The 24,723-nt window shown below is 47.0% G+C and carries 15 protein-coding genes; 5 read left to right on the forward strand and 10 right to left on the reverse strand.

Annotated elements, in window-relative coordinates; translation table 11 throughout:
- Nucleotides 1–387: 387 nt before the first annotated feature.
- Nucleotides 388–660 (reverse strand): IS110 family transposase, encoded by a 273-nt coding sequence (locus C7B82_RS24805; protein WP_106259446.1) that lies wholly within the window; start codon nt 658–660, stop codon nt 388–390.
- A gap of 255 nt (nt 661–915) precedes the next feature.
- The gene (locus tag C7B82_RS24815; protein WP_106259448.1) at nt 916–1,887 is read right to left on the reverse strand and encodes an integron integrase; all 972 of its coding nucleotides are present in this window, start codon (nt 1,885–1,887) and stop codon (nt 916–918) included.
- A gap of 360 nt (nt 1,888–2,247) precedes the next feature.
- Between C7B82_RS24815 and C7B82_RS24820 the strand changes: the two genes are divergently transcribed.
- On the forward strand, nt 2,248–4,446 hold the full coding sequence (locus C7B82_RS24820; protein WP_106259449.1) for an NACHT domain-containing protein: 2,199 nt from the start codon (nt 2,248–2,250) through the stop codon (nt 4,444–4,446).
- Nucleotides 4,447–4,556: 110 nt separating this feature from the next.
- Here the strand turns inward: C7B82_RS24820 and C7B82_RS24825 are convergent, their stop codons facing one another.
- From C7B82_RS24825 to C7B82_RS33965, 6 genes are all read right to left on the reverse strand, one after another.
- Entirely contained in the window at nt 4,557–7,556 is a 3,000-nt protein-coding gene (locus C7B82_RS24825) for a hypothetical protein (RefSeq protein ID WP_106259450.1), read from the reverse strand.
- A 6-nt stretch (nt 7,557–7,562) separates the two neighbouring features.
- A complete protein-coding gene (locus C7B82_RS35295; protein ID WP_106259451.1) occupies nt 7,563–9,359 on the reverse strand; it encodes a response regulator in 1,797 nt (598 codons plus the stop codon).
- Nucleotides 9,360–9,377: 18 nt separating this feature from the next.
- Entirely contained in the window at nt 9,378–11,504 is a 2,127-nt protein-coding gene (locus C7B82_RS24835) for a response regulator (RefSeq protein WP_106259452.1), read from the reverse strand.
- A gap of 9 nt (nt 11,505–11,513) precedes the next feature.
- The gene (locus C7B82_RS24840) at nt 11,514–14,006 is read right to left on the reverse strand and encodes a response regulator (protein ID WP_106259453.1); all 2,493 of its coding nucleotides are present in this window, start codon (nt 14,004–14,006) and stop codon (nt 11,514–11,516) included.
- 163 nt (nt 14,007–14,169) lie between these two features.
- A protein-coding gene (locus C7B82_RS24845) for an IS6 family transposase (RefSeq protein ID WP_422632142.1) occupies nt 14,170–14,900 on the reverse strand; the annotation gives its coding sequence in 2 pieces (ribosomal slippage) (nt 14,170–14,714 and nt 14,714–14,900; 732 coding nt in all).
- Nucleotides 14,901–15,649: 749 nt separating this feature from the next.
- On the reverse strand, nt 15,650–16,705 hold the full coding sequence (locus C7B82_RS33965; protein WP_245940078.1) for a TIR domain-containing protein: 1,056 nt from the start codon (nt 16,703–16,705) through the stop codon (nt 15,650–15,652).
- Nucleotides 16,706–17,241: 536 nt separating this feature from the next.
- On the opposite strand from C7B82_RS33965, the gene C7B82_RS24855 reads away from it, so the two are divergent.
- Together C7B82_RS24855 and C7B82_RS24860 are read left to right on the forward strand one after the other, a co-directional pair.
- Complete coding sequence (locus tag C7B82_RS24855) at nt 17,242–20,151, forward strand: alpha-L-rhamnosidase-related protein (RefSeq protein ID WP_181357652.1); 2,910 nt, start codon at nt 17,242–17,244, stop codon at nt 20,149–20,151.
- A gap of 286 nt (nt 20,152–20,437) precedes the next feature.
- Nucleotides 20,438–20,602, forward strand: a complete 165-nt coding sequence (locus C7B82_RS24860; RefSeq protein ID WP_219904680.1) for a hypothetical protein — start codon at nt 20,438–20,440, stop codon at nt 20,600–20,602.
- A 449-nt stretch (nt 20,603–21,051) separates the two neighbouring features.
- Here the strand turns inward: C7B82_RS24860 and C7B82_RS24865 are convergent, their stop codons facing one another.
- Together C7B82_RS24865 and C7B82_RS24870 are read right to left on the reverse strand one after the other, a co-directional pair.
- A complete protein-coding gene (locus C7B82_RS24865; protein WP_181357653.1) occupies nt 21,052–22,017 on the reverse strand; it encodes an RNA-guided endonuclease InsQ/TnpB family protein in 966 nt (321 codons plus the stop codon).
- Between the two features lie 117 nt (nt 22,018–22,134).
- Nucleotides 22,135–22,419 carry a helix-turn-helix domain-containing protein gene (locus C7B82_RS24870; RefSeq protein WP_106259456.1) on the reverse strand — a complete coding sequence of 95 codons (285 nt, stop codon included), beginning with the start codon at nt 22,417–22,419 and terminating at the stop codon, nt 22,135–22,137.
- 52 nt (nt 22,420–22,471) lie between these two features.
- On the opposite strand from C7B82_RS24870, the gene C7B82_RS32665 reads away from it, so the two are divergent.
- Both C7B82_RS32665 and C7B82_RS24875 read left to right on the forward strand, forming a co-directional pair.
- Nucleotides 22,472–22,648 (forward strand): hypothetical protein, encoded by a 177-nt coding sequence (locus C7B82_RS32665; protein ID WP_181357654.1) that lies wholly within the window; start codon nt 22,472–22,474, stop codon nt 22,646–22,648.
- Between the two features lie 168 nt (nt 22,649–22,816).
- Nucleotides 22,817–24,691 carry a prolyl oligopeptidase family serine peptidase gene (locus tag C7B82_RS24875; protein ID WP_106259457.1) on the forward strand — a complete coding sequence of 625 codons (1,875 nt, stop codon included), beginning with the start codon at nt 22,817–22,819 and terminating at the stop codon, nt 24,689–24,691.
- Nucleotides 24,692–24,723: the final 32 nt, after the last annotated feature.

Below are 24,723 nucleotides of genomic sequence, written 5' to 3' on the forward strand. Positions count from 1 at the left end.
TTTGCTTTAATTGCTCTATGAGGGTCATGGACTGAATGGACTGAATAATAACTACTCAGTCCATCCTCATTTTCTTATTCTTGTATGAAACCACCCTGCCTGACCAGAGGGAAGGGGGACGTCATGCGAGTGCTGCGGCTGTTCTCTTCTTCTGGCTCAAGACTAACTGCTACGTCTTGCCTAGTATTCACTTGGTAGACTCAGGCTGCTTCCCTAGCAACCGCCCAAAACCAACCGTTGATTGGTCGTTTGGTGGTGAGGATTGACCGCTCTTGCGCTCGATTAGCCACTTTAGGAACAAAGCAACCGAACCAGAGCCGACAAACAGGGAACTGATTGCTTGCCAATTTGTGGTCGCAAATTTGTTCAGCGAGTAGCCCAGGTTGCTTAGCTTTGCACAACTACGGTGCTCAATTGCCAGTACGACCAGCGCTTTTTGGACAGCTGCGCGAGGGCTAAGGCCGCGGCGGCTGGGGCTTCTAGACCGCCAGTCGCTTCCATCACAACCAGCGTTGGTTGCAGTTGCTGTAAGCGTTGCACCAAAGCGGCAATGCCGGCTTCCGTATTGGCGACTTGAAACGCTTCTGCGGTGGGTCGAATGTGACCATCAAGTTGAGCCTTCGAGACATCAATCCCAACCCAATATGCGGTTTGATTCATGAGCTTTTTGGAGTAGACAGCATCCTGGTCGGACTCAAACTTGCACGATACGGAATCAAAGTTCCAGGCGATTGTTCGAGTTCAGTAGCCAAGGTGTGTGGTGACCCAAGCTTCTGCTCGGCTTCTAACAACCCAGTGCCAATCGGTCTACCACACACTCTCAACATACAAGTGCAAGGCAGGCGATCGCCAATTAAAGATAAGAACTGGTAGACATTCACGTTGGGTGGTAGCTCGTTGATGCCCAATTCATCGTCACCCATCAAGTGGACTACGAACTCCTCGCCCACCCCGGTTTAGGACATGGGTATAAATCATGGTTGTCTTAACGTCCTTGTGCCCAAGCAACTCTTGAATCGTGCGGATGTCATACCCGTTCTCTAACAAATGAGTGGCAAAGCTGTGCCGGAAGGCGTGACAGCCAATCCGCTTGGTAAGCCTTACAGCCCTTGCTGCTTGTTTAACCGCTTTTTGTACTCCACTTTCATGCAAATGATGCCGACACATCAGCCCACTGCGTGGATCTTTGGTAAATGAACCGGATGGAAACACGTATTGCCAGATCCACTCCCGATTGGCATTGGGATATTTACGCTCCAGCGCAAAGGGCAAATTTACGGCTCCAAACCCTCTGCTCAAGTCCCGTTGGTGTTGTCGTTGGAAACCCACTAGATGATCTCGTAATTCTGCTGCGACACTCGCTGGTAGCAGCGTCACACGACTCTTGCTACCTTTGCCGTCTCTGACCACAATTTGGTGTTGGGCAAAGTCAACATCCTTGACTCGTAAGCGCAACCCTTCGCTCAAGCGAAGACCACTCCCGTACAGCAGCTTCACCACCAATTGATAGACTCCATCACACTGCTGGATCACGGTGATTGCCTCCTGCTTGGTCAACACTGTAGGCACATACTGAGGTCGTTTCGCTCGAACAGCATCAATGCCCGTCATTTCAAGATTGAGCATTTTGCACACTTCCCGATAGAGAAACAGCAAGGCGCTGAGAGCTTGATTTTGGGTTGAAGCGGAGACCTGCCCATCAACGGCTAGATGGGTGAGAAATGCTTCGATTTCAGCTTTGCCCATCTCCTTTGGATGGCGCTTATTGTGGAACAGGATGTAGCGGCGAATCCATTGTACGTAGGTTTCTTCCGTGCGGTAGGCGTAGTGCTTGAGCCGAATCGCATCCCGCACCTGATCCAGCAATTTCTTGGGAGGTGGTTGCATAGAGATAAGTAGATGTACCGTGTATTAAATAGTACATATGCTCATCCGTATAAGGGATCTGAAAATATGCGGAAAGATTCTAGCTAATCAGCTTAAACGGCGTATTATGCGGAAATAATCAGCATAAGTAGTGATTCGGGATCTTAGGCTGAATCGTTCTGCCTATCTACCCATTTTGGGATCTTAGGCGGAAATTTTCAGTCTAATAATAGTTAGGCGGCTTGAGTCCTCGGCGGGGACAGTGGTGGAAAATGCTTTGTCGGTATTCAGCATTAAGCTAACCTGAAGATCCCTGAGCCAGTGGAGCAATACCCCAATGTTCCTCTAAAATATTGTTAAGTGTCTTTAGTGTTTAATGCCATGACTGGGATAGAACCCTTTGTTGATCCTTTAGCAGGTGGTTTGGTTGGGATTTTGGTGGACACTGCAAAGAAAGTTGGGGGTGGGTTCGCTCAAGTAGTAGGCGATCGCGCCAAAGCTGCTGCTGCTCTGAGGCAGTACGCTGATAAATACGCTAATCGCTATGGGGAAGTCCGTTTTCTGGGAATGAGACAAGGTATCCCCTTGGAAGGGATTTACACCAAAGTTCGCTTTTTAGATGAGTTGAGTATTTGCAGCTTAACTTCATTAAAAGCTCTAGAACAAAATTACCGAAAGACCCAGAAACAACGTTTTCAAGCCCAGAAAACTGCTGGGTTAGATAGCTCAACGATCGTTAATGAAAATCAATTTTTAATGGTGTTGGGCAAACCTGGCTCCGGAAAATCTACGTTTCTACGACGCACAGGACTAGAGGCACTTAAAGGAGAAAAAGGCAGTCTTAGGCATCGCTGTATTCCTGTACTTTTAGAACTGAAACGGTTTAATACTAATGAAATTGACCTTACCAAAGCGATTGCAGATGAACTATCAAATTTTGGATTTCCTGAAACCGAAACATTCACTTTAAAATTACTAGAACAGGGTAAACTGCTGCTTTTAATGGATGGATTAGATGAAGTTCCTATAATACATCAAGATGCTGTTATTGGAGCTATCCAGGGCTTTGTTACTCGCTATGATAGTAACCGCTATATAGCATCTTGTCGTATCGCTGCTTACCAAAGTGCCTGGAATCGTTTTCAAGATATTGAATTAGCAGATTTTGATGACGACCAGATCCAGCAATTTATTTGCAATTGGTTCCAATCTGAAGCGAATCGAGAAGTACAAGCTGCTGAAAGATTCTGGGAATCTCTGAATGATCCTAATAACGTTGCTGCAAAAGAACTAGCGCATACACCTCTGTTACTTACTCTGCTTTGCAGAATTTATAAACATGAACAAAAATTGCCGTCGAGTCAAGCAACTTTATATCGCAAAGCATTAGACCATCTTTTAGAGGATTGGGCAAAGGAAAAAAAGCTTCAGCAAGATCCTATCTATCAGCGATTCAGCAATGAAGTAGAAAAGGATTTATTGTCTCAGATTGCTTATCAAGGTTCTGTTAATGATCAAGTTTTCTTCACTCAAGAAGAGCTGATAGAGCAGATCAAAGATTACTTGTCCGATATAGTAGATAAGCCAAAATATTTAAATGGGAAAGCAATTTTAGATGCAATTTCAATTCAACAAGGTATTCTCATTGAACGTGCTGAGTACATTTTTTCATTCTCTCATCTTGCTTTTCAGGAATATTTGACAGCCCAGTATATTGGTCGAGATTCCAGTTTAATCAGAAACTCTTTAGAACAAAATTTAGATAATTTAAGATGGAGAGAGATATTTATTTTAATAGCTGGTTTGCTGCGTTGTGGGGATACGTTTTTAGAGCTTATGGAGGAAAGATTGCTATCCTATAATTATCTCAAAACACCTAAGCTTAGGGGACTGGCTAAATGGGTAGTTCAAGCAGTAGATGATTCAGAAGAAAAGTGCAGATCTGCCACAAAGCGGGCTGCAATATATGTGTTCATCAGTATTATCTTCGATGAGCAACGTGATGCTGGCAAGCCACATTCCTACCGAGTAAATCATTTACTCAATGCACTCTCACCTAGCTTATTTGGTGAGATATGGGAGCTTGGATTTCCTGTCCCTGACATTAATTTTGTTGCTGAAGATGGATCGGAAATAATATTGGATGATCGACCTGTTTATCCTGATCAAATGAATAAATATCTCCCTCTAATTCATGATAAGCCTAGTCTAGAATTTGCATGTGATTTAGTACGCAAATTTGAAGAAAACAAAATTTTTAGAAATATTGATTGTCAAGGTTTAATTTTTAAACTAGAAGCACTTCAGGATGAAGCTCCTATCGAAATTTCAGCGGTATATGCAGATGATGAAGGTTATCGATTCTATATAAATCGAATTCGGCAAGTGTGGCTCGAATCCCTTGAATTTCAGGAGGAATGGCTTGATTTACCCTATGAAGAGTCTTACGCCTTGGCAAATTATTTATATATCAGCGAACTAATGGTTCGTTGTAAAGAAGCGGCAATACAGATATCTAGGGAAGTTTGGCAGGGAATTGAAGAGAGAATGCTGGTAATTATGGGAAGTGAAGCCACCTAACAAGTCGATGAAGCGGACGAGCGAGAGATCTTGGGGGGTTGCCGAGGTTATCTGCCGCCGCTTATCTTGGTCGTTAGACTGCTCAATTTAATCAATGTAGGTTTCACAAATTACCTTGATCCACTTCGTTCCATAGGGCGCTTGGTTCGATCAACGGTTGCACGTGAAACAGGGGCAGCAGTGGTCATAATTCGAGTGCGACTTTGAGATTTCCAGTGCTGATACTGTAGGAGCGGGAATGATGCGACCTGTTTTGCCATTGCCCAGAAGAACACATAGCTCGCTAACAATCTCTCAAACCCAGTAAATCTTGATTCTCGAAGTTCTTCTAGCGTGATTTGGCGATCGAAAGAAGTGTCAATGTTGGAACTAGAAAGAACGATCGCATCTTGAAAGCTTTGATGTGCGATCGCTGGATCATGTCCTAGAGCAATAATCTCTGCACCTGTACTAAGGTTTTGAACTCCAATGGCTTGCTTCCCGCTCATCACAATGGCACTTTCACTCTCCTTCTGCATCGGACTCCGCCGCCCATCGGGAATGCCCAGAAAGATCAGTGAGCCTCTGACCACTCGATGTCCATACTGGTGCAGCATATGATCTTGTGGATTCCCGCCATGCACATCTAAAGAAGCAATCCCATAACTGAGAGAAAAGAGCTTACTCACATAACATCTTAGAAGTTGATGAATCCAAGGCGCATCTCCAATAACGACAGAACGTTTCCCTGTTCGTGCTAGGAGCGGTCGATGCTGAAAATATCGCAATGCTAAACTCCAGAGCCAAGGACCAAAGATGTAAATCAGAATGTCTGCAGCGATGAGTAAAGGCAGTAAAAATCCAGGAATCGACAGGCTGGCAAAGCCAAAAATGATCCGAAATACAGTTTGAATGAATGGGATGCCTAGTCCAACTGTGAGCGCAATGTAGAGTGAGTGAATTGCCCACACAAGCGGCGCTTCAATGATATGCTGTGCCCACTTCTTACTACTTTGAAGGAGTTGAGAATAATCTGACGAGCGATTGATTTTGCCTTTCGCAGTTATCCCCACGATCGCTTCAGCACGATTGGGGAAATCAATTTTCATTTTTTCTAGCATCAACACATCGGCGGTCGATAATGTCATGCCAAATGCACCTTGATGAGCAGGGAATCTCGCTCTTAACTGTTTTGCAACGTGTAGCAGTAGCTCTGTTAAAGTTGCTTGAGCCGCAGCGATCGCAACGGTTGTGGGTTCTGCGGTTCGTCGTCCACTGCCATTGATGAAAATTCGTCTCGTAAAACTTGACTCTTGATAGTAGTACTGGGAGATTGCAGTTCCCATCAGACTGCACAGCTCTCCAGTTAGGATAAAGAATTCGCGAATGTTTCCTTGAAGGTGCAATTCTTCTAGAGCATTCGTTGCTTGCAGGGTTGGGAAGGTTTGTCCAGACTGACTGATTGCAAGCACGATCGAGGTCTTGCCCAATCGTAAACTGCCGTCGTACTGCAATCGTTGGAGAAGCTGATTTGAGGAAATGGTTTTAACCGTCAAGGCTGGACATATCAGCGTGAGATCTTGAGCAAATCGCTCACCGAGCCAAAGACTACTTTCAACTCCTGTAATCAATAAATCGATCGCGGGTGTATCCGTGACCCGCTCTAGTTTGAGGTTCTTAGCTTTCTCAATGAGTAGTTCAACTAAGTAATCTGCGGTCTGACGATTAAACGAAGTTGGATCATCCCAAGATTGCTCGATCGACTTTAGAATCTTAGGAATTTCCTGAATGTCACGTTGGACGGGATCTGCTGCATGTTCTTCCGGGGGCAGAATGTAGGAATTGCCTTGCAGCGGAATCCAGCGCTCTTCAAGTTCTGAGCTTCTCAGTTCTCGGTCTTCGAGCATTGAGTAAACGGTGATGTGATTCACGCCGACCCAGGCAATTTCGCCACCTTTCTGGTCCAGATCTAATCGATACGATCGCGGAATATGAGACAGTACCGCATCGACCGCAGCAGGTTCTGAAGCATAGACCATATAATCATCTTGAACATTGAAGCCAGTTGCAATCGGTTGTCCCCAAGCACTGACAACAAGAGTGGCTTCACTCAGAGTTGAAGCTGTGACCAAGCCGAAACTGCCGTGCGCTCTGGATAAAAAGAGTTTTGTGGCTTGATACAGATTGTTATGAAAGAAAACGTGAATTGCAGTTTTGACAAAGTTAGGAAGCCTTGCAGACCATTGTCCGATTGAATGATGCTGACTGAATGCTTGAACTAGCTCTTGCTCAAATTGATTCACATGTTTTCTCGATAGTTCAAGCATCGAACTGGCATACGGCATTAGAAGCTTACCCTGATGACTGAGAAAAACTTTTTCTGCAATCGCACTCCACTCTTCGATCTCGACTTCAGTGGGAGCCGTATTTGGAGCATCTTTGGAGGGAGTTCTGCCACCACAGGCATCTCGCGTCGATTCTGCGATCGCAAGCTGATGTGCCAATCTTAAAGAAGCATCCCACATGCCCTGAGTGATGAGCAAATCCATCATGCCAGCAATTTTGGGAGAGTCGCCCAATGCTGCATTTGGCGTGTGTAAGACTCGTTGTAGCCAAAGTCCTAGCTCTGCATTCTCGATCGTGTTATCAAAGATTGTCCAGCCATCAAAGTCGCCGTTGTGTGTGATCCGATGATTCACTAGATGTCGACCGCAGATCCATTTTCCCTCTTCGACGCGCCAAACATTTGCAAATCGAGCAGGCATCCACTCGTGCCAGTGAGTCTCTAAAACAGCCGGTGGGCTACTGGTTGCAAATCGATAGTGCCAGATTCCTAAAACTGCAACATCTGAAGCCTTAGCGCCTTTTCCTGCGGCTTTGCGCCGAGTCTTTGAGAAAGCAGATTCTAGAGATTGAGTCAGATTTTTTCGCTTTTGATTGACAACTTTTTCGCCAACGAAAATCGCTTGATTTGCGCGATCACGAGCGAAAATAGCACCGCCGCCTGCTTGCTCTCCTCGAATTTCAGTCTCTCGACCCATTGTTTTGAAAATCTCTACCACTCGTGCGGGTAGAAGTTCAGCATCATCTTGCGGGAGCCGTTTTCCCAAAAAACCAAAATTTCCACACATAGTTATTTAGCGAGAGATAGAGCTTTTCAAGCAGTCTTCAATTTTGCTAAGTAGGCGGGGTAACTCAATCGGTTTGGTATCATAGTCATCGCAACCGGATGCGAGCGCTTTTTCACGATCGCCTGTCATCGCATGAGCCGTTAAAGCAATGATTGGGATGCGGCTCGTTTGTGGATTGGCTTTGAGTCGCTGTGTTGCTTCCCATCCATCTATGACAGGCAAATTAATATCCATCAGAATGACTTGGGGTTGTTCTGAAAGTGCTTTTGAGACTCCTTCTGCTCCATCACTTGCGAGTACAACTTCATAGCCGTGACGCAGTAACCGACGACTGAGCATATCGGAGTTTAGTTCATTGTCTTCAACTAGTAGAATTTTCAAGGGTAAGTTCGGGGATTGTACTCCCGGAAACTCAGGCTGGAGATCATCGGTTTGTACAACCTCTGCAACTTGATGCGACGACGATCGCTTCACTTGCTCTAGTTCAAACTGCAATGCTTCGACTTGCTGCTTGAGTTCAGCTTCGAGTTGCTTTTGTTCTCTAAACTCTTCGACAACGCCTTGATAATGCTCGACTTGCTCGCGTAACTGAACTGCTTGTAAACAAGTTGCTACTTTTGTACGCAGCAGCGTAGATGGGAAAGGTTGGATAAGGTAATCTGTTGCTCCGAGTGCAATTCCTTGTAAAACTTGCGGCATCTGATCAGAGGCTGCAATAAGCAAAATAGGAACGTCTTTCAATTTCTGGTCTGATAATAGTTCTGTGTGATTCACCTCTAACAAAATTAAATCAAAAGTAGCATCAGGAAGAATCTCTAAAGCTTGCTGCTTGGTTGTCGCCATCTTGACCTGATAGCCCTGGCGTTCGAGTTGTCTAGCGATTGCAGTATTCGCAGCAATGATGAGAATATGATTGCTTTCACTCAGAGAGAAGTCAGTTCTTTGTGTCGGTTGCCAAGCTAAAAACTTCGACTCACTTGATTCGCTAGTTTGAGTGTGACGAGCTAAAACGCTATCGAGATTGTTCACCAGACTTAATAACTTCTGTGCTGAGTTGTGAAGTTGTTCTAGATCTGAGACGAAATCATGAGGGGCTTCTTCTAGTAAAAGTTCACAGTAACCGATAATGGTGCTGAGCGGGGTTAGAAGTTCTCGTCGGAGTGCTGGAGCAAAAAGATCGATCGTCCAATCTTGCTGTTGTACTTCGAGTAAGACTGGATTCAAAATACCTTGCACCAATTTGAGCAATTGCAAGGCTGAAACATAAATCTTTTGGAGATCATTCGAGAGCGATGAATCTTCATCGCTCGCATCTAGCAACATATCGCTATAGCTGATCATGCTGTAGATTGGCAGTTCAAGCTCTTGGCGAAGCGATGTCCATGAAAGTGATGGTTGAGTGTGATTCAGAGTCACTGGCTCTGGAGGCTTTGGTACGACTGGTTTGAGCAGCGAATCCATTTTCTCAACTAATCGTGCGAAATCTACAGGTTTCGTATCATACTCATCGCAACCTGCCGCGAGAGCTTTTTCACGTTCACCGACGATCGCATCTGCCGTCAAAGCAATGACTGGAATCTGCTGAGTTTGTGGATTGGCTTTAATCTGTCGAGTTGCTTCCCATCCATCTAAGATTGGCAAATGCAAATCCATCAGAACGAGATCAGGTTGATCTGATTGAGTCTTCGTCACCCCTTCTTCACCATTGACTGCGATAATCACCTGATATCCTTTTCGTTCTAAACGACGACGGAGCATATCACGATTGATTTCGTTATCTTCAACTAAAAGGATCGTGGTCATCTGTCATTCCTGCGAATACTAACCAATTAACTGCTGACTAATTTGATCAATGACTTTTGTTAAAGGATGATCGGGGTAACAAACTGAGAAAATCTCGCTGCTCGACAGGTGCATCATCTCTTCTGAGAAGGGCAAAATTCCGGCAACTGGAACATCGTAAGAAGTTTCTAGCTGCTGACGATAGGTTTCTACATCAAAGTTCGGCAATGCCCGATTCACAATTAAAGAAATATTTTCAACCGACAGCATTCGAGCAAGTTCTACAATCACCGCTGTTCCCTGATAATCCTGATAGTCCGGGCGAAGAACGAGCAGCAATAGACTGGAAGCCGCGATCGCTTGTAAAGTCTCCGGAGCGATCCCAGGATGACTATCAATCAGTAGAAAATCTAGACTCAGATCGCGACTAATTTCAGAAAATCCATCGAGTAACTTCTCATCGTGGTAGCCTTCTCGCAAAATTCGAGTAATCTCATCTGCTTTGACACTGGCTGGAATCAGATAAACTGCCCCCTCAGATTGTTCCGGTAAAACCCGGCTGAAGTCATAGGTTGCTTCATGCAAAGCACAGCGCCCCGACAAGTAATCATTCAAAGTTAGTGTGACTGTTTCATCATCTAATCCAAACAGGATATGAATTCCGGGTGATTGCAAATCAGTATCCACAATCCCTACTCGGTATCCCTGCTTTGCCAGGCTAATTGCGAGATTGCACGTCAAATTCGATTTGCCTGTGCCACCTCGGAAAGCGTGAACTACGATCTTTTTAGTGGTGCGATTGCCTTCGGCGACAGCGAAGCTCCCGCGTTTTGAGATCGTTGACAAATTCACTTTCTGAATCGTGGAACGTTCTTCATTTGCAGAGAAGCGAGAGAGCGAAGGATAGAGAGAACCCCGATATAAGTTCTCAACATCTCGCCCGCCTTTGCCCCGTTTCTGATTTTGGCGAAAATGGTTGGTTGCTGCAAGTTCGTCTGCGATTTGAACCCTCTGATCCTTGTGAACGGCAGCTTGCAAGAAATTCACTTGTTGTACTAGCGTTCGTTCGCGGGACTGAACTTCCTGCGCCATTTTCTGAAACACTCGGACTAACTGCCCAAACTCATCCTGTTGCTGGTTGAGGTCATTTAGGCTACCTGGGGTAAAGGTTTTTGCTTCGATTTCTGCTGCTGCTGTGGTTAAGCGATCGACTTGTTGTAGATAGAGAATTTCTTGATCTCGCAAACGTTTCTTCTCTAAACAAGCTCCAATTCTTGCCTTTAATAGCGTGGGATCAAAAGGCTTCTGCAAATAGTCTTCCGCTCCAAGTTCGATACATTTCACCGCCCCCTCAATTTCCTCTAAAGCAGAAATCATGATCACTGGAATATCCCGCCAATTTTCATGCTGTTTGAGTTGCTCTAGCAATTCCAAGCCGTTCATGTCTGACATAATCACATCAAGCAGGATGAGGTCACAAGGCGCTGCTTTGAGTTGTTCTAACGCTTGCTGAGCGCTGGTCGCAGTGGTAACCGTTGTGTAGCCCTGTCGTTTTAACTTGCGAGCAAGAAGATCAGGATTAGAATCATCAATGACTAAAATCATCCCGTCCTGAATCTGCTTTTCAGGAGATTCTCGATGTAAACTCACAAACGTTGTGGTTGCATTTTGCAGAAAATTAACTGCGGCTAGACTCTTGACTGAAAGAGTCGCAGCGTCCCCTTGTTCGTCGAGAGTTTGTAGCTGCTGCTGTGCTAAGCTCACAATGTCATTCACAAGAATGAGAAGCTGTTGAGCCGAAGCATTAAGATGATTTAAGTCGGGGATCGATTCGGCTGGTGCATCTTCGAGCAGCATTTCACAATAGCCCATAATCGTACTCAAGGGCGTAAGCAGTTCGACTCGCAGCTTCGTTCCAAACCTGTCTAGCTCTCCCTCAATCTCGCTGACTTCTAGCTTTTCGGGATCGAGCGTTGTGATGACTAGACTAAGTAACTGCTTGCTGCAAGCATGGATTTTTTGCAAATCATCAAGAAGCTCTGGCCTCTGCTGAATTTGTGGTTCTTCTAGCAGAAGCTCACTGTAACCGATCATGCCATTGATCGGAGTACAGAGTTCGTGACGAAGATAAACGAGCAGGCGATTTTGAACTGGGGAGCGGTTCATGTTTTATTCCTACGATCGCGGGGCTTTTTTCATCAAACTGCGAATCTCATCTAGAAGCTGACGGTTACTAGAACCCTTTGAATACACTCGTTGCGTTTGCTCACTTAACCATTGGCGCTCCTCAGCAGTCAAATCTTTTGCAGTTAGAACAATGACAGGCAGCGATCGCCACTCAGGATGCTGGCGCAGTTCGCGAATGAACTCAAAGCCATCCATTTCTGGCATCATCAAATCTGATAAAATCACGCCCGGTTTCTCACTTTGCATGACTTCTAAAGCTTTGCGCCCATTCTCTGCTTCTAAGACCTGCCAGCCTGCTTTAGTCAGTTGGCGACTGATCACGTCTCGGTTTTCCGTGTTGTCTTCTACAACCAAAACAGAAGTTGAAGCAGCGTTTGCACAGTACGGCTCTAGTAAGGCGATTAAGCGATCGTAGTCCACAGGTTTAAACAAGTAATCCACGGCTCCCAAGGCTGATCCCAGAGCTTGATCCTCTTCGATCGTGACAATGACAACCGGAATCTTCGTGAGTTCAGGTTCAGACTTGAGCAGGCTCAAAACCTCCCATCCACTCATCTGAGGCATTCTAATATCGAGCAAAATCACATCGGGAGCATGCTGTTTCGCAAGATTAACGCCCTCTTGCCCTCCGAGTGCTGCAATGACGTGATAGCCTTCACGACCGAGAAAACGCTGCATCAGATCATGAACGGCGGGATCATCGTCAATCACAAGAATGGTTCCACCATCGCCCATGACTTCACGCTGAACGGTTGGCTGAGGAATCTCTGGTGCAGCTTTCTCAGTTTGAGCCGTTTCTGCTGGGAGCCGCATCTTAAAGGTTGTGCCTTCTCCTGCTTCGCTCTCGACTTGAATCTCTCCACCCAAAAGTTTGCAGAATTGCTGTGTGATCACCAGCCCTAATCCCGTTCCGCCATATTTGCGCGTGGTCGAAATATCAGCTTGAGTAAACGCCTGAAAAAGCTTAGCTTGCTGCTCCGAAGACATCCCAATGCCAGTATCGCTGACTGAAAAAGTAACCCAGTCTGGCTCTGGACGCTCCACTGTAAGAGTGACTGTACCATTTTCGGTAAATTTGCTTGCGTTACTTAGCAGGTTAAATAAACTCTGTCGAAGCTTTGTGATGTCCGATCGCATTGTTCCAATGTCAGATGGACAATTTACAACGAGTTGATTCTGGTTCTTGACGATTAAGGGATGGATTGTACCGATAATCTCCTGCATTAATGGCGCGATCGTAAAAGTTTCTAGAAACAGTTCAACCTTACCCGCTTCAACTTTTGAGAGATCTAAAATATTGTTAATCAGACCTAAAAGATGCTTGCCCGCGCCATGAATCTTCCGCACATCGGGAATCAAGCTTGGAACTTTCAAATCTGTGATCTCTTCGACCAAGATCTCGCTATAGCCAATGATTGCATTCAAAGGAGTGCGAAGCTCATGACTCATATTCGCAAGAAACTTACTTTTCGTAGTATTCGCTTCTTCGGCTTGAGCTTTTGCTAGTTGAGCCGTTTTCATGCTTTCAGCCAGTTGAGCCGTTCGCTGTTCAACGGCTTGACTTAGCGTTTGCTCTCGTCGAGCGACTTCTAGTGCCATGTGTTGAAACGAGCGCGCTAGTTGCCCTGGTTCGTCTTCACGTCGCGCAATTTTACTAATCTTAGGTGAGTTAAATTCGCTCACTTGCTCAGAGGTAATGGTGTCAGTCGTCAAACTTTGCGCGATCGAGGTTAGCTGATTGAGTGGACGAATGACTCTGCGCTTGAGCAGTCTGTTAATGAGCAGAACGGCAAAGGCAAAGATGGAGGCAAAAATGCCCATCGTCAATCCCAGATACTGTTGCCCACGGTGAAAGACCTGATCCGATGGAACGTAAATGGTTTGAGCCGCAACAATGTCATTAAGTTGCCACCCGAAGCCTCCCCCAGACGGAAAGCTCGCAAGCTGACTTTTAGGAGCCGCTTCAGGCTTACTGTGGCACTGTAAACAACTCTCCTTTTTCACAGCTAACGGACGAGCCGTATAAAAGAGATTCACGCCCTCCATGTTGCGGTAGCCAGACAGCTTGTTGAGGCTTGGCTGCTGCCGAAATTGCTGGACTAGGTTTGCTTCAAACTTGTCCGCTTTATCTCTTGGATTGGTCGGATTGAGCGTTGCTTCCCGATAGATATAGTTCCGATGTTCAGGCTGACTGCGAAAATTCTCAAACACCTCTAGTGCTGAATAAGCAGGAACCGTTTCGCTAATAAACTTGGGTGAGGTCATTAACTGTGCTTGCAGGAGAGGGGCAATGTGCTCGCTGGTGTAGCTCCTGACGGCATTCATGGTTTGAGTTAAGATTTCTGCTTTGGTTGAAACTTCATCCTCTGCTTTTCGCTGCATTGCGTGGGACAACGTGATCCCGCTAAGGATGATGCCAGCAAAGAAGATCAGAGTAAGCAGCAACGTGAACTGGTCTCCCAGCCTGAGCTTTCTCAGCATTTCTATTCCTTGAGTAAGAGTGCTAGAACAATGTCGTAATTGAATTAAGTTAAAAGACTAGACCTGTTTGGCAATAACAATGACAATCCTGAGATTGCAGAGTATCGAAGGTTGTGTCGCAAATACTTTTTAATGACAAACGAAGTATCTCATTCGTGTTCCGTTAAGCGCTAATTCCGAAGAGTTCTTCAATAAATTTTACTTGAGACACACTGTCCCCTTGACTGATTTCCTTCGCTTGTCCTTTGCGACTTATACTCATTGCTTCCATCCCGCTCAAGGTTCGTCTTGCCGTGTGGAATGAGCCAAAGCCCATCATCGGTTTTGTCAGTCGCTTGATGTTGCGGTGATCCTGCTCGATCACATTGTTCATGTATTTGCTTTGCCGTAATTCCGTCTCTGCTGCCAGCGTTTCATCCGCTTTCAACGCTTCGACTGCCACCGGATAGGCAGCGTTCTTATCCACTGTAATCACCCGTGGCGTTTGCGTATGAGTCGCCTTCAGCAGTTCGCGGAAAAATCTTGCGGCTGCTCTGCCGTCCCACTTTGCACTTAGCATGAAGTCCAACGTGTTGGCCATTGAATCCACCGCTCGGTAAAGATATTTCCACACTCCTTTGACTTGGATGTACGTCTCATCCACCCGCCACGAGTCGTTGGTCTGGTTCAAGTGCGGTCGACTCGTTTGTCCAATTCTGGGGTCTAGCTCAACACCCATCGATGAATGGTGGAATGATCCACCTCCACTCCTCGCTCCGCCATCATCTCTTCTAAATCCCGGTAACTTAAAGAGTAGCGACAGTACCAGCGCACATTCAGCACGATGATCTCCGGCAGAAAGTGTCGCCACTTAAATAGGGACGCGCAGCCATTTAGGTTGAGGTCAGAGAATATTGAGCCTTCCTACCTTATCATTCTTGCGACACAACCATAAATGTCACTGATTTAACTTGCATTCTCAGTAACAGAAATATACTCTTAGGCACGTTGGGAAGTCATTAATAGTTATTGAAATTGACTTTCCAATTTTGGAAATGCTAGTGAAAAGTATTTGAATCAATATGGACCAGCGGGCGCATCCATGCAGAAAGTTACGGTTTCGCTGTGTCAGGAAACTTAGAGCTGACCATGTAACCTGATTTTGATTTCTTGATGAGTTTTCTTGTGCTGATCAAGACATCATTGCAGCGAAAAGCTCGGCACAAAGAAAACGGTCGTTTTTCTAGCTGTTGCCTTTACAAGAAGTGAAAACCTTATGGAGTGGGATTCTAGCCAAAACCGTAACTTTCTGTTCAAATGCGCCCGCTGGTCCAACTTGTTGTCGAAGTCATCATGCAGTCTGGAGAAGGATTGGTATGGGAAACAGAACCGCTACCAGATGACTACGATCGCGAAGTGTTGCGCTTTTAACGAAACTGTCAGACTGGATATTCAAGTTGAGAGTAGAAGCCCTGGAGTGAACCCCTGTTTGATAGGCTGGCTATCGCCCTCAAACTTCTGCCCAATGAACTTCTTGCGGATTGTCCTCACTACTGCTCGACTCGCACAAGCCAACTGCAACGCACAACAGACCTGGGCTATGGGGTGTTTCGTTGTAAGGCGTGTCATCGCATGTTCAAAGCCAAGTATCACGGGAAAAGATGTCAAATGGGTTCTATATCCATGCTTCTATAGTTTGCCAAATCAGTCGTAATCGTCTCCCCAAAATGAAATGGGGTCGTTGTCCCAGCACGGCAGGCATATTCCCACTCCGCTTCACTAGGCAAACGGTACTCTCGTCCAGTCTTTTGAGAAAGACGATCGCAGAACTCCACAGCTTCGTCCCAGAAAACTTCCGTGACCGGACGCTTCAGTCCCTTAAAGCGAGACGGGTCTGACCTTATAGCCGAGTTAACTTTCGGCAACTCCGACACTGCAAACCATTGCTCTTGAGTCACCAGGTACTTGCCCATACAGAAGGGCTTAAACCTGACCAGGTGTTGCGGTCGTTCCCAATCCCTTGACTCTACTTCTGTTTGGGGTGCCCCCATAACAAAAGCTCCACCCAGAATGCTTACCATTTCCAGTCCGACACCATAGCCCAGGTCTTCTTGAAAGCTACGCGCTGTCCCTTTTTCTGACTTAACCTGCTCCCCTCTCTCATTCACCGTCACCACCGTAAAGTCAAAGAGCTGTAGCTTCAGACCAGACCCAGCAGCAGTCTCAACCGTCGCCTCAGTCCCCGGAAACGCCACTGGTTCCGGCTCCACCCGTTCTGCTTTCGGTACCACCGCACCGGGAAAACTGGGCTTCTTGTCTGGCACTGCCCGCGCCTTCAAACCGTTCAGCAACCGCCGTTTAGCTTCGGTTTCAGTCACTCCCACCAGATCCACGTAGACAATTTGGGACAGCAGTCCCGCTGGTTGACACTCCCCGACTCTCACTGGAATCAGCTTGCGCTCCAAGCCCTGTGGGTCTTGGGCAAACGCCGCTGCCCACTCCGGGTGAACATAATTGGCGTCCAGGAACGGCTGAGAAAGGACTGCGATCGTCTGTTTGGCTTCTTTAATCGCTCGGTCCATATACAGGGCAAAGTTACCGCCAGGTTGAAAGTCCCAGGCTTCCACAATGACGGTGTAGCCTGCCTCTTCTAACGTCCAGGCAAGCCACACGGCCCAGGTTTTGTCGTGACGGTTATAGCTAATAAAGAAGTCTTTCACACGTACTCCGTCCCGTCAGTTCCCTTCTCTTTATACTCCCCGTTCAGCTTAAACCCGGCACCCCAACCGGGCAAGGCTAAGGTCACTGGGCAGTGCAACCGCTTGACGTACCCTTCTGTCCCCGTTACCGTGAGACCAGTACCAGGAAGCAGATATGAGCGGTGTCAGGCTAGACGGTCAGTTGCAACGGGTGCCCGGTGGGTCGTCGATTGTCCTGCTAGCCAAGGAGTTGAAGTACTGCTACTTGCGCATTACCACCTGCAGGTGGTGCTATGACCACCGCAGGCCAAAGGCTTTGTGTTACTCAAGAAGCGTTGGGTCGTGCAGCACGCATTCGACTGGTGGATGGGAGGTCGAAGCTTGGCGCAAGATTGTAAGCCTACTGCCGCAAACCGTAGAGGCACTCATTTACCTTGCTAAGCGCCAGATTCAGGGTTAGGCGCTCGGACTATCTTACCGCTACAGAACCGTTAAAGTGTCCTCTAAAAGCGAGATACTCTCGCCAGAGCTTCCTTGCCGTTTCAATGGAGAACAGTATGCGCAGAAGAAAGTTTATTGGTTACACCTCAGTGGGACTCGGTAGTGCCATCTTCTTACCGAATGGTTTTGCCGCTCTAGGTAAGAAAGGTATTGAAAACATTTCTGCGCAAGAGTTACCTGAAAAGGCACAATTTATCTGGCACGCTACTGAAAATGCAGGAAGGAATCAATACGTTAATTTCAGAAGAAAAATCAAATTGAGTGGCACCATCAAGGAGTCGATCTTTAACATTTTTGCGGATACCAGCTACCAATTATTTATCAATGAAGTCTTTGTATGTCAGGGGCCGATACGCTTTGACCCGCGATACCCCTTTTTTGACTATATTGATTTAAAGCCCTATTTGAAAGAAAACGCAGAAAATGTTATTTCAATTCAGGCAAATTTTTTTGGCTGTAAAACATATAAAAGTATTAATCACATTCCTGGATTGATTTGTTGGGGAAAGATTTTTACTAAAAAGCAAGCAGTTGACTTATCATCCAACAGTCAGAATTGGAAAGCAGCAATTGCATTGGAAAGGAGCAGATACACACCCCAACTAAGTTTCGCACTAAATCCTAATGATTTCTACGACCAATCAAAGGAGGAGAAATGGAAGCAAGTAGCCTTTAACGATCAAGCCTGGAAACCAGCTGTTGCAATAGCCAAGCAAAAAGCATGGGGAAGCTTAGCTAAAAGAAAGATTCCAATGCTTAGGTACGAGCCAGTGACCATTAATCAGTCTATGCCTCCAATCAAGGTGATACCGCTCATTCATCAAGAAGATAAATATTCTTTTACGATTCCTTTTCCAGACAAGCTCAATGACGCGGTTGTTTATCCCGAACGTTATTATATTGCCTATTACACGTATGTGTTTTCGGAAAAGGAGAAGATCGTTCGAGACATTTCAGCCTTTTGGGGCGAAATGTGGCTCAATGGGAAAGAGGTGAAACCCTACAGACATGATACTGAATTAAAGCTGAGCTTAGAGTGGCACTTGCAAGAGGGCTGGAATTATTTGTTTGGCAAAGTCGCTCCTTACGCAGATATCCTTGATTTCTATCTAGGTATACCGAAAACAGCCAACTTAACGCTTTCTGCAAATAAAAACGATGTATCAGATGTTTTGTTTCGGCATACTCCAAATGTATCGATTTCTGCTTTTACTGATTTTCTAGAAGCATTGCCACTACCCTATCCGGAGGGTGTCCAACTGCCGGGAGGTATCGAGTGGTTAGAAGTACGTCAAGCAAATAGGGCAGAAAATCCAGCTTTTGAATCTTGCTGGGATGTCTATGGCGCTTCATTTGAGTCGTTTGAAATTCAAAAGATACAGGGAAAAAGATTTTCAATTACTGACTACCCCAGCGGCTTTGCTTTACTCTTTGATCTGGAATATATACGATTGTGCTATCCCATACTAAAAGCATCAGGGACCAAAGGTTCATACATTGATTTTGTCTATTGTGAATATATCGATGACGATCAAAGGCATCTTAAACCCACCTTTAATTATCAGAGTGCCGATAGAGTGAAATGCACCGAAGATGTTATTGCCTATATGCCCAATCAACCTCGCGGTGTGCGGTATATGCTCATTACCTTTCGAGGCATTTCTGAAAGCATATGTATTGAAAGTTTTTCACTTCGTAAAGCGACGTATCCTGTAGTCAAAAAAGGTGCGTTTAAGTGTTCCGATCCCTTACTTAATCGTATCTGGGAAATGTGTGCACTGACTCAAGCAACAAACATGGAAGATGCTTATGTAGATTGTGTCGGGAGAGAACGTGGCATGTACATAAGAGACACTGTTATTCAGTATCACAATAACCTCGTCCTGTTTGGTGACCAATTATTGTTTCAACGATGTATGGAACTCTATGGGCAATCACTCGACGCATCGGGTCGGTTTCGAGCTGTCTATCCCAACTCAGGCACGTATGTGATTGCCGATTTTGCGCTTAATGCCGTGGAAGGCTTTTGGGCGCAATACGAAAATACTGGTGATCAATCATTACTAGAAAATTTTTGGCCTGAGATGTTGAAGAATATTGCTTGGTTCAACAACTTATCAGACGCACGTGCAGATTATCTCCTGGATGCTGATTGGCTTAAAAAAGGAGGAGAAGTGTCAAGCAATGATGGTTTTGCTGGTGATTCATGTGTCGTTGATGGCTATAGAGATATAGCAGGCATCAATTGTGAGTTTTCATGCACCTATGTTATTGCATTAAGATGCTTGTCTAAAGCAGCTAACGTACTAGGGAAGCCAACAGAGGCAAATGCCTTTAAAAAGCGCCTTGAAAAGGTAAGTCAAAGTATCCATGCTTTGTTGTGGGACGCTAAAAAAGGCTGTTACTCAGATAATCTAGAGAAGAGAACACATTCTGCTCAAGCTAATTTATTCGCTCTCCGTGCAGGAGTCGTGGATGCAAAGCAACTGGAATCAGTTAAAAAGCATATAGCGCAGACTTTACGCTGCATCTTTGTGAACGGCTATGACGACAAAGCAGGTGTTTATATGTCGCCAAGCTATGCGTTTTATTTATTTGACGGCTTGTATACTGCTGGCTTGGAAGAGACCGCTGAAAATCTGATGCGACAGGGATGGGGGTTCTTCTTGGCCAAAGGGTATCAAACCACACCTGAAGATTTTCACGACAGTCCTTATCAAAGCCTTTGTCATGCGTGGTCAGCCAGCCCGGTGTATTACCTTTCTAAATATATCTTGGGCGTACATTACACTAAAGCACCTGATTTTAGCGAAGTGTTGATTAAACCACAAACCAAATCAGTTCAACAGGCTGAGGGTAAAGTCCCCCATCCTAAAGGTGTGGTTGAGGTGAAATGGCACAGGGAAAAGGCTCAAATTGTGTTTGATTATCTCAAGGCTCCGGAAGGAGTCAAAGTAGTGATTTAAGCTATTGCTTCGATGACTGCCCCCCAGACTCCTACGCGGCTGCAAGCATTTCCCAACCGTCTTACCCGTGCTAAGTGTTGCGATAGCATGCCCTAGGCACAGGTAAGGAGCAAGGGTGATCACTTGGCCAAAAGAACAGCATCTTGCTCCGTTTCACATAGCTAGCACACTTAGTGCTGCCAAACGGCTGCGACGTTGAAAGTTTTTGGGGCATGACAACCAAGCACCAAAACAGTCTGCGCTTTGACAGTGGCAGTGTACTGCGGCTCGGTAGTATAAGGTGCTGATGTTTTTCTTACTGTTAGGGCGCAAAGCTCTGTTTGATTTAACGCAGTGGTATCGCCAGAAAGGCTACCAGGCGGATGTTCCCAGCTTGCGAGCAGCCTTCCCCGGACGACTGACGACCTTTGCTCAGTTCCCGAAGAAACCAATTGGGCTAACGCCGCGTTGACGTATCAAGATTTGTAGAACGCCAAAGACGAGATAGGGCGATCGCGCCTTTAGTGACAAAAAAGTTAAGTGTCTGAGTGGCAGCAGGAACAGTTAGATTTGAGCCTGGACACAACCGTGGTTTGACACTCCCCGCAATAAATTGACGGGGATTCTTAATTAACCGGAGTTAACTAATATCTGGTTTATGTTCCAGTTCTCGCCCTGCTGCCGTTTGCCCAAAAGGGCGGCATCATCACTGACAAGCATGACTTTCCCACAGTCGGCGGGTAGGCACTTACGGCTAGTGCGTCGGCTTTTTACGTCTTTGCTGACAAACTTGAAGCCAGCCCTGCGGTTGATCGTCCGGCTGGCTTGCGTATCGGCATGGTCAAGATGACCACACGCCTCACAGAGAAACTTCTCACCATCACGGTTCGCTTAACTGCAATGACCACAGGCAGAGCATGACTAGCTGGTATATTGCGGGTTTTCTGCCAGCACTGGCTTCCCTGCCTTCTGACCGAGCCAAGCAATTTTGTCAAACAATCCGCCCCAAGCGGCATCACTGATGGCACGGTTCAGACCACGTTTAGCCGCTTGACCATTGGGCAGAAAGCGACCCTGAGAGCGTTTGGGCTTGCATCGCGCTTTCATCCCTTTGATGTTGAGGTCTTCACGAACAACCACATCCGCTGTCTTGACAATCTTGCTGGCAGCTTGCCACTGATACCCGTCACGGTGATCGCGGATTTGTTTGTGCAACTTCGCTACCAGGAGGCCAGCCTTGGCGCGGTTCCTAGAACCTTTGACTTTGCGGTTAACCCGTCTCTGCCTGATGCGTAAACGCCGTCTAGTAGCTTTATTGGTGGCGAACTTAGGGTTCTCAATGAAGGAACCATCGGAGAGCGAGACGAGCTTGTTAATGCCAACGTCGATCCCAACGGAGGATTGAATATCAACCTTGAGATCGAGCAACTCTTCAGCCAGCTCTAACAACACGCTGATGTACCAACCATCTGCCTCTTTTTTGACCGTGATGGTACGCTGTGCAGCCGTCTCAGGGATTTCGCGACTATCGAGAAACCGTATAGTGCCGATACTAGGCAGGTAGACACGGGAATAGCAAGGTTTTCTCTCACCCGTGCGCTTATAGCGTTTGCCGTCACGGTTGATGATGAGTTTTGCCACCCCTGGCTTGTACTGAAAGCTCTTGAAGTTTGAAACCTTACGAAAGGCTGGAAAGCCTCTCTGATGCTTGAAAAAGCCAGTGTAAGCCTTGTCTAGCTTGGCTAGATTGCCTTGCAGGACATCAGCGTTGATCTGGCTGTAATAGGGGTTCTCTGCCCTTAGCTCGGTTGTCCGCTTGCTCTGCACATCAGAGGCACTGCCCCATTGCAACTGCTTCTTACTGATCTTGGTTAAACCAGCAGACAATACCCCGTGTTTAACGACTGGACAGGTTAAAGGGCAGTAATACCAAATCAATTAGTAAAGGCTACAGATCTTGCCCTCATCCCCAACCCTTCTCCCAAGGGGAGAAGAGAGCCGGATTCAAAGTCCCTCTCCTGTGGGAGAGGGATTTAGGGTGAGGGCGTATCTGTAGTGTTTATTGCGAGATTTGGTATAAGCACCATACGCAACACGGGTAGTCAGATCGCAAAAGGCACCATAGGCGTATATCACAGGTTCGTCTGAATCTTGATGGTTAGATTCAAAACCACGCTGACGCTCTGCCAAGCAATAGTTACGATGCTTCCGCAAGGTGACAAGCCACTCCGACATCAGCGTTTGCTGCGTCCGATTTGGTTGTAGTTTGTAGTTCCAGCGGACTTGCATGACTTTATGTTGCGTTATTATATTAGTATACCAATATATTTAGGGTCGTGTTATGCCATTCCAGAAAGATCACAAACTGGGTTTCACTAGCGACGATCCGCTAGACAGAAAACCAATTTGCTTCAAGGTGAAACCCGGTGTCAGGGACAAACTAAAGTCCGTACCCGACTGGCAGGGACGACTGAGAGCGGTGGTTGATCAGCTTATTGAAGAAAGCTTAGGCGGTTAAAACCGCTCGTGTGCGTTTTCCCCTTCGGTCTGAAGACACGAAGCTCCCAACGCTACCGCTATTTCCTGGTGGTGAGGCAGAACCGCTAACCAAAACCTGGAGGGTCGTTTAACTGGGCTCAGAGCACCAGGCTTCCACTACAATTTGGGCAGTTTGCGTTCACACCTCATGCTCAAACAACCTGATCTTAATCACGATGCCCTCTGGAAACAACGCTTCCGCGCCCACAAGGTCCTCTGGGCTCAACTAGCTGTAGCCGCACCGCAGCGAGGGTTGGTCTGTACCAATGCGTCTGGTGTCAATCAGCTTTATGCCTGGGAGGTTGCGACCAATCAACTGACCCCACTGACAACGCACCCTGAGGGCAAAAGCCGTGGTTGGATTGCTGCCGATGGTCGCTATGTCTATTATTTAGAGGACCAGCAAGGTAATGAAAGGGGTCACTATGTGCGTGTCCCGTTTGAAGGTGGCGCACCCCAGGACATCACCCCAGCCCTACCGACTTATGCCTCAACAAGTCTGAGTGAAAATCGCACTGGTACCTTACTTGGACTCATTGCCGCTGATGAAACTGGGTTTCAGCTCTATCTTCTCGAGCAGCTAGAAAACGACGTACTGTCATCACCGCGTCTCTTGTGGCGTTCGCCAGCCTTGTGCAGTGGTGTCACCTTCTCTGCCGATGGTGCCATCGTAGTGGTAGCGACTACAGCCCGCACGGGCAGTCGAGCGTTTAGCTTGATGGCATGGGAGACCGCTAGCGGGACGCTGATCAACGAGTTACATGAAAATGACACCAGTTTCAGCCTCGTTTGTTTCTCACCCCAGGTGGGTGACCAACGCCTACTGGCAACCAGCGATCACTCTGGATTCAACCGCCCGTTGCTTTGGCAACCCCGTAACGGTGAGTCAGTTGCGCTACCGCTAGCGACGGTGCAAGGTGAACTCGATGTGTGGGACTGGTCTGCGGATGGGGCACAGCTTTTGCTGTGCGAAGCGCGGCAAGCCTGTTACAGACTCTCAACCTACTCTTTAGCAACCCTGCAAGAGCAACCCCTGCCACTACTGCAGGGGACTTTTGGTAGCGGACAGTTCACAGCCAGTGGCGAGGTCTTGGTGACCTTTAGTAGCACGGAGCAGCCGTTGCACTTGATTGCACTGAACACAGCGACCAAAGAGACCCGGATGGTGCTGTCGGCAGGGGTCGCACCACCGACTCGTCCGTGGCAATCAGTCACCTTCTCGGCCTTCGATGGGGTGGCGCTGCAAGCCTGGTTAGCACTGCCGGAGGGCGAAGCGCCATTTCCGACGATCCTGCACGCTCATGGCGGCCCTACCAGTGTCACCACCGCTGCTTTTGCGCCCAGTTGTCAAGCCTGGTTAGATCATGGCTTTGCCTGGTTGTCGGTGAACTATCGGGGCTCTACTACCTTTGGGCGGGACTTTGAGCGGGCCATTTGGGGGCAACTCGGTAACCTGGAGGTGGAGGATTTGGTGGCGGCCCAGCACTGGTTGGTCGAGCAAGGCATCGCTCAAGCAGAAGCAATCTTCTTGACGGGCGGTTCCTACGGGGGCTACCTGACCTTGCAAACCTTAGGCAAAGCACCTGCTTTGTGGGCCGGTGGCATGGCAGATGTAGCCATCGCTGACTGGTTTCTAATGTATGAAGACCAGGCAGAAACGATGCGCGGTGTACAACGCAGTTTGTTTGGCGGTACTCCTGAAGAGAAGCCGGCAGCGCATCGGGCCGCCTCACCCTTGACCTATGCAGACCAAGTCACTGCCCCCATCCTGGTGATTCAGGGGCGTCATGACACGCGCTGTCCGGCGAGACAGATGCAGGTATACGAGGCAAAACTGCGGTCACTAGGTAAGACGATCAACGTGCATTGGTTTGATGCGGGCCATGTGATGGGCAACGACGAGCAGAGTATTCGTGATCAGGAAACCAAGCTCTGCTTTGCCTACCAGGTTTTGCAACAGCAATCACCGTCTTCGCCGACTTCTTCTTCAGGTGGCGATCAAGAACCGACTAGCCAACAATGATGTGATCATGGCTGGCTCGGCAGATCAGCATT

It is taken from the genome of Stenomitos frigidus ULC18, from assembly GCF_003003795.1.
In the GTDB taxonomy this organism is placed as follows: domain Bacteria; phylum Cyanobacteriota; class Cyanobacteriia; order Leptolyngbyales; family Leptolyngbyaceae; genus Stenomitos; species Stenomitos frigidus_A.